We start from the raw sequence: 6,831 nt of genomic DNA on the forward strand, positions 1-6,831 counted from the left end.
CGTCCGATCAGCTGGATCGGACGGTCCGATCCCACATTTGTGGAGTTGGGGCGGCGTCGGAGCCTTCCTCGTCGCTCGGACCCCACATTTGTTGGGTCGTGACGTCCAGATCGTTCGGCTGACTGCTCCAACCCAACAAATGTGCGGTCCCGCCACCAGCAGGAACAACCCCACCCCACCGCCCCCTAGGCTGACCCCGTGTCCGAACGGTTCCCCGGCGTCTACGCCGAGCGCGGTGTCTTCGTCTGCTTCGAGGGCGGCGAGGGCGCCGGGAAGTCCACCCAGTCGCGGCTGCTGCGCCAGCGGCTCGAGGCCGAGGGCCACGTGGTGCTCCTGACGCGCGAGCCCGGTGGCACCCCCGTCGGCTCCGAGGTGCGCAGGATCGTGCTCGACCCCGCCACCGGCGCCCTGGCCGACCGCACCGAGGCCCTGCTGTACGCCGCGGACAAGGCCGAGCACGTGCACTCCGTCGTGGGCCCCGCGCTGGAACGCGGCGAGGTCGTGCTCACCGACCGCTACGTCGACTCGACCCTCGCCTACCAGGGGGCCGGCCGTTCCCTGGACAGCGGCGAGCTCGAGTGGGTGGCGCGCTGGGCCACCGGCGACCTGCGCCCCCACCTGACCGTGCTGCTCGACCTCGAGCCGAGCCGGGGCTTCGACCGGTTCGTGGGACGTGACCGCATCGAGGGCGAGTCGATCGAGTTCCACGAGCGGGTGCGGGGCGAGTTCCTGCGTCTGGCGGCCGCCGACCCCGAGCACTACCTCGTCCTCGACGCCCGGTCGCCGGTCGAGGAGATCGCCGACGCGGTCCACGCCCGCCTCGCCCCGCAGCTGAGCGTGCTGCGATGACCGCGCTCGCGGGCCCGGGCACCGTCTGGGACCGGCTCGTCGGCCAGGGGGCCCTGATCGAGAGGCTGCAGCGAGCGGTCGCCGGGGACATGTCCCACGCGTGGTTGTTCACCGGCCCGCCCGGCTCGGGTCGCTCCAACGCGGCGATCGCGTTCGCGGCCGCGCTGGAGTGCGAGCGGGGTGGCTGCGGGCAGTGCCACTCCTGCCACGAGGTCGACGTCGGGTCGCATCCCGACGTACGCATCACCCGCACCGAGAAGCTCTCGATCGGCGTCGACGAGGTCCGTGAGCTGGTCCGCAGCTCCGCGCTGGCGCCCGTGGGCAACCGGTGGCAGGTGATGGTCGTCGAGGACGCCGACCGGCTCACCGACCATGCCGCAAACGCGCTGCTCAAGGCGATCGAGGAGCCGACCGAGCGCACCGTCTGGCTGCTGTGCGCGCCCACGGTCGAGGACGTGCTGCCGACGATCCGCTCGCGCACCCGCCTGGTCGTGCTGGCCACGCCGTCGGTCGACGACGTGACCGACTTCCTGGTGAGCACCGAGGGCATCGGGGTGGAGACCGCGTCGTACGCCGCCCGCGCCAGCCAGGGCCACATCGGGCGGGCCCGCGCCCTCGCTCGTGACGAGAACACCCGGCGGCGCCGACGCGAGGTCGTCGCGATCCCGACTCGCCTGCGGTCGCTGGGGGCGTGCGTGGCCGCGGCCGCCGACCTGCACGACCTCGCCAAGGAGGAGGCCGAGGCGCTCACCAACGAGCACGACCAGCGCGAGAAGGCCGACCTGGACCGCGCCTACGGCGTCGTCGAGCGCGGGCGCCGCCCGCGGGAGTACGCCCCGGCCCTGCGTGACCTGGAGAAGTCCCAGAAGACGCGTGCCAAGCGGCGGGTGCTCGACGTCGTCGACCGCGGGCTGATGGACGTGGTCTCGGTCTACCGCGACGTGCTCGCCGTCCAGCTCGGCGCGCACACCGAGCTGGTCAACGAGGAGCTGCGCACCGACGTGCTCGCGCTGGCCCAGAGCTCCACCGCCGAGCAGAACCTCGCCCGCATCGAGGCGATCTTCGAGGCCCGCGAGCAGATGCTGGAGTTCAACGTGCCGCCGCTGCTGGCGCTGGAGTCGATGATGGTCGCCCTCCGCCTCGGCTGAGAGCGCCCGCGGCCCGATTGTGGCCACCGCTTACTGTTGCGCCCATGTCGGATTCCCCGCCGTCCCCGCCACGCCGTACCCAAAAACCAGCCACCGTCATCATCGCGCTGGTTCTCGTCGTGGCCCTCGCGGTGACCGCGGTCGGGGTCGCGGGACTGACCGCGTGGTCGCTGTTCACCGACAACGACGAGGACTCCGGCCAGACCACCAAGCTGGCTGACCCGCCCGAACCCAGCACCGCGGCCGAGGAGCCGGAGTACCCCGCCGAGCTGGCCGAGTTCTACGAGCAGGACCTCGACTGGCGCCCCTGCGGCGAGGGCCAGGACCAGTGCGTGCGGCTGAAGGTCCCCCTGGACTACGCCAAGCCCGACAAGACGACGATCGACCTCGCGGTGCTGCGGGTCCCGGCGACCAACCGCAAGCAGCGGGTGGGGCAGCTGGTGGTCAACCCGGGCGGCCCCGGTGGCTCCGGGACCAGCTACGCGGCAGCGGGGTCGGGTGCGTTCGGCGAGACGCTGAGCCGCTACTTCGACATCGTCGGCTTCGACCCCCGCGGGGTCGCGAACAGCACCCCGCTCAAGTGCGCCGACACCGCCGGGACCGACGAGTTCCTCTCCGCCGACCCCGACCCGGACACTCCCGCCGAGGCCGACCGCCTGGTGGAGCTCACCCGGGAGTTCGGCGAGGCGTGCCTCGACGCCAGCGGCGACCTGGCGCGGCACATGTCCACGGTCGAGGCGGCCAAGGACATGGACATCCTGCGCGCCGCGCTGGGCGAGCGGCAGCTCGACTACCTCGGCGCCTCCTACGGCACCTTCCTGGGCGCGACCTACGCCGACCTGTTCCCCAAGCGCGTACGCCGGATGGTGCTCGACGGCGCCGTGGATCCAGCCCAGGACACCAAGGAGGCGAACCTGAGCCAGGCGCGCGGCTTCCAGACCGCGCTGCGCGCCTACCTGCGCGACTGTGTCGACCAGGGGGACTGCGTGGTGGGGGAGACCGTCAAGGAGGGGGAGCGCCGGATCAAGGACCTGCTCGCCCAGATCGATGCCAAGCCGCTGCCGACGGCCGACGGGCGCGAGCTCACCGAGGGACTGGCGCTGTACGGCATCATCTTCCCGCTCTACGTCGAGCAGTACTGGCCGCTGCTGACCGCGGCCCTCAAGCAGGCCATCGACGACGGCAAGGGGGACTCGCTGCTCCAGCTCGCCGACGAGTACGCCTCCCGAGGGCCCAACGGCTACAAGAACAACGCGATGGCCGCGCTGATCGCGGTGAACTGCCTGGACCGTGACGAGGGGGTCCCGGTCGAGGACGTCCCGCGGGAGTTCGCCGACTTCGAGAAGGCCGCGCCCACGTTCGCCCGCCTGTTCGCCTACAGCCTGGCCACCTGCAAGGCGTGGCCGGTGCACACCGGCACCAAGGCGAGCGCGCTCGAAGCCAAGGGCGCCCCGCCGATCCTCGTGGTCGGTACGACGCGCGACCCGGCCACGCCGTACGCCCAGGCCGTCGCGCTGGCCGGCCAGCTGGACTCCGGCGTACTGCTCACCCGGGACGGCGACGGCCACACCGGCTTCCGGCAGGGCAACCAGTGCGTGGACAAGGCGATCGAGGGCTACCTGGTCGCGGGCAAGGTCCCCAAGGACGGACTAACTTGCTGACCGGCGGGGTCACGGCGCCGCGCGGCGTGGAGGGGTATCCCGGTTTGGAGACCGGGGTGCCCCCCGCCCTATACTCGTCCGGCGTGCCCGGCTGATCGGCCGGGCTCTGCGCCGCCTTAGCTCAGTCGGTAGAGCGTCTCACTCGTAATGAGAAGGTCATCGGTTCGATTCCGATAGGCGGCTCCATCCCCAAACCGCCTCCCACCTGCGAAAACACGACGGCGGTGGCAAGAACCCATCAATGTCATTGCGTGCTCCTCGTCTGCTGCGCACCCCCCGCGCCCCCCAGCGCGTTGAGACGGTCCAAACCGGCCCGGTCTGCGGGCGATCCGAGGTGGTGCAGGTAGATGTTGGTGGTGGCGATCGACGCGTGCCCGAGCCAGGCCTTGACGGTGACCGGATCGACCCACTTCCCCAGCCACAGGTAGGCCGCCGTGTGCCGAAGGTCGTGGATGCGCCGACCAAGGGGCGACCGTCGACCAGTGGTACGGCGTCTCCGCCGCCTCCAGCAACCAGGGCTTGCGCGGCAAGCTGCACCTGGCCAGGACCGCAGCGCTGATGCCTCTGTTCCACCCGGTGCCGCTCATGAACGCCAACCAGGGCGCCTTCGGGGTCAACCTCGGGCACATGTGGGGGACGAGGTCGACAGGCTGCGCCGCTGGATGGGGCAGGTGCTCGAGGGCGTCGGGTCCGGTTGGGTGCGTCCGCACGTCGACTCGTCGTACCCCCTGGCCGACGAGGGCCGGGCCCACGAGCACATCGAGGCTCGCCGCAGCACCGGCAAGGTCGTGCTGGAGCCCTGAGGTGACGCCGCCGCTGACCAGAAGCCGATCCTGCGCCCAAGTGAAGGAGGTGCACGTCGCCGAGTAGGGCTGGCCTCGGGCAGCTGCGCCCCACGCCTGCACCCCTCATGGCTCACGGCAGCCATCCCGGAGCGACATCGACGGGGGGACGAGACACCCCCGAGATGGCCGCTCACTTGAAGTTTTTGCGCAATGTTGCAGTCCGTCAAACGGTGGACTAGATCGCGTCTCAGGTGGGGTGCCGGAACGGACTGTCGACTGATAGTGAGGACCCATGCTCTTCTCAGGGCGGATGCGTGGCGACGCGCAGGCGGCAGCTTGCGGGTGGCTCTCGGCTGCGCCGTCCCTGAGGTTCTTCTACCGTCTGTTCCTCCTCCTTGGGGCGACCTTCGTCGCCGTCTTGCTCGCCACCGGCCCGGCCGATGCCGAAGAAGGCTCCGGTCTGCTAGGCGAGGTGTCTGTGAGCAGCGGGATCGAGTCGCAGCGCGTCACCGAGACGGTCGAGCAGGCGACCGAGACCGTCATGGAGACGGCTGAGCCGGTGGCTGAGAGGGTGGAGCCGGTCACTGAGACGGTGACGTCGACGACTGGGCCGGCCACCGAGCCGGTTGTTGAGTCGGTTGTTGAGGTTGTCGAGCCGGTTGTTGAGGTTGTTGAGCCGGTCGTCGAGCCGGTTGTTGAGCCGGTGGTCGAGGTTGTTGAGCCGGTTGTTGAGCCGGTTGTTGAGCCGGTGGTCGAGGTTGTTGAGCCGGTGGTTGAGCCGGTTGTTGAGCCGGTGGTCGAGGTTGTTGAGCCGGTCGTCGAGCCGGTTGTTGAGCCGGTTGTTGAGCCGGTGGTCGAGGTTGTTGAGCCGGTCGTCGAGCCGGTGGTTGAGCCGGTTGTCGAGCCGGTTGTCGAGCCGGTTGTTGAGCCGGTTGTCGAGCCGGTTGTTGAGCCGGTGGTCGAGGTTGTTGAGCCGGTCGTCGAGCCGGTGGTCGAGGTTGTTGAGCCGGTCGTCGAGCCGGTTGTTGAGCCGGTGGTCGAGCCGGTTGTTGAGCCGGTGGTCGAGGTTGTTGAGCCGGTGGTCGAGCCGGTTGTCGAGGTTGTCGAGCCGGTGGTCGAGCCGGTGGTCGAGCCGGTTGTTGAGCCGGTGGTCGAGGTTGTCGAGCCGGTCACCGAGCCGGTTGTTGAGCCGGTGGTTGAGCCGGTTGTTGAGCCGGTGGTTGAGCCGGTGGTTGAGCCGGTTGTTGAGCCGGTGGTTGAGCCGGTTGTTGAGCCGGTGGTTGAGCCGGTGGTTGAGCCGGTGGTCGAGCCGGTTGTTGAGCCGGTGGTCGAGGTTGTCGAGCCGGTCACCGAGCCGGTTATTGATCCGCGGGTCAAGGTTGTCGAGCCGGTGCTCGAAACGGTGGAGCCGGTTGAGCCGGTGACCAAGAAGATGACAGAGGTTGCGCAGCCGAGGGATGAGACCCTCGTCGAGACTGTGCAGGCGCCGACGGAGGCCGAAGAAGCGCTTGCGTGCGCGAGCATGGACGCGGTGGTGCCCGTTGCCGCTCCTGCTGGGGAGACGGCCATCGCCGCGGACGCAGTCGTGCTGGAGGACACCGTCGCAGGAGTTGTGGCATCGGCCGCACCTGGAAGCCCTATTGCCGTCGCTGCTGTCGCGCTTCAGGTGGCCTCGCCGGCCGTCTGTGGGAGCGTGGCAGGGGCGGAGTCCGTCACTAGTTGGGCAGCGGCAGCCGCTGATGCCGGAGCTGGTCGCGGCGACACGATCGAGGGCACTAGGGCTGTTCCCCAGGACCCCGCCCAGCCGACCGCTCCCAGCGCTCCCAGCGCTCCGGGCGCTCCGGGACAAGGACCAGCCTCGGTCAGTGGATCGGGTTGCTTGGCGCCCTCCCTGGGGGTCCTTGACAACTCTGACGTCGGCGCCACGCTGATCGCTGATCGATTCGCTGCTGGGGATGCCACAGTGCCGCACAGTCGTGCCGCCCTGATCCGTACCTGGCCTGGTTGACCCTCCCTGCACGGGCTCGCCCACGCCCCGTCGCCATCGACGGGTGCGAGCGGGGGCGCTCTTTTAGCGCGTCCACGCACAAACATTTCGAACTTGCAAGGGAGAAACTCCATGTACAAGCGACTCGGGTCACGGCTCTTCGTGACCACAGCATTGGTGGGAGGGTTCTGGCTCTTTGGTCAGTCCGCCGCCCAAGCAGAGGATGGGACGCCGCCACCGCAGGACCTGGTCAGCGTCTCGCAATCACTGGCTGAGGACCGGAACAAGGACCGGGGCCACAAGCACCAGGACAAGGACTGGGGCGAGGACCGGAACAAGGACCGGGGCCACAAGCACCAGGACAAGGACTGGGGCGAGGACCGGAACAAGGACCGGGGCCA

Annotated in this window: 7 protein-coding genes and 1 tRNA gene; 7 read left to right on the plus strand and 1 reads right to left on the minus strand. The window is 69.6% G+C overall.

Going from position 1 to position 6,831, the window contains the following annotated elements:
* Positions 1-198: 198 nt before the first annotated feature.
* The 4 genes from tmk (at position 199) to AC4BGC_RS19330 (ending at position 3,844) form a co-directional block, all read left to right on the plus strand.
* Positions 199-849: a dTMP kinase gene (gene tmk, locus AC4BGC_RS19315; RefSeq protein ID WP_490549047.1), complete on the plus strand. Its 651-nt coding sequence runs from the start codon at positions 199-201 to the stop codon at positions 847-849.
* Complete coding sequence (locus tag AC4BGC_RS19320) at positions 846-1,997, plus strand: DNA polymerase III subunit delta' (protein WP_490557171.1); 1,152 nt, start codon at positions 846-848, stop codon at positions 1,995-1,997. The genes tmk and AC4BGC_RS19320 overlap by 4 nt, the downstream gene beginning before the upstream one ends.
* Positions 1,998-2,041: 44 nt before the next feature.
* Positions 2,042-3,658, plus strand: a complete 1,617-nt coding sequence (locus tag AC4BGC_RS19325) for an alpha/beta hydrolase (protein WP_490557172.1) — start codon at positions 2,042-2,044, stop codon at positions 3,656-3,658.
* Positions 3,659-3,768: 110 nt separating this feature from the next.
* Positions 3,769-3,844: transfer RNA gene (locus tag AC4BGC_RS19330), tRNA-Thr, on the plus strand.
* Positions 3,845-3,902: 58 nt separating this feature from the next.
* Here the strand turns inward: AC4BGC_RS19330 and AC4BGC_RS19335 are convergent.
* Positions 3,903-4,211, minus strand: a complete 309-nt coding sequence (locus AC4BGC_RS19335; RefSeq protein WP_490557216.1) for a tyrosine-type recombinase/integrase — start codon at positions 4,209-4,211, stop codon at positions 3,903-3,905.
* Between the two features lie 76 nt (positions 4,212-4,287).
* On the opposite strand from AC4BGC_RS19335, the gene AC4BGC_RS19340 reads away from it, so the two are divergent.
* From AC4BGC_RS19340 to AC4BGC_RS19350, 3 genes are all read left to right on the plus strand, one after another.
* Complete coding sequence (locus AC4BGC_RS19340) at positions 4,288-4,461, plus strand: zinc-binding dehydrogenase (RefSeq protein WP_490557173.1); 174 nt, start codon at positions 4,288-4,290, stop codon at positions 4,459-4,461.
* A gap of 274 nt (positions 4,462-4,735) precedes the next feature.
* Positions 4,736-6,451, plus strand: a complete 1,716-nt coding sequence (locus AC4BGC_RS19345; protein WP_490557174.1) for a hypothetical protein — start codon at positions 4,736-4,738, stop codon at positions 6,449-6,451.
* Between the two features lie 111 nt (positions 6,452-6,562).
* On the plus strand, positions 6,563-6,831 hold a 269-nt coding region (locus AC4BGC_RS19350), incomplete at its 3' end, for a hypothetical protein (protein ID WP_490557175.1).

The organism is Nocardioides sp. Z38_18 (genome assembly GCF_058215695.1).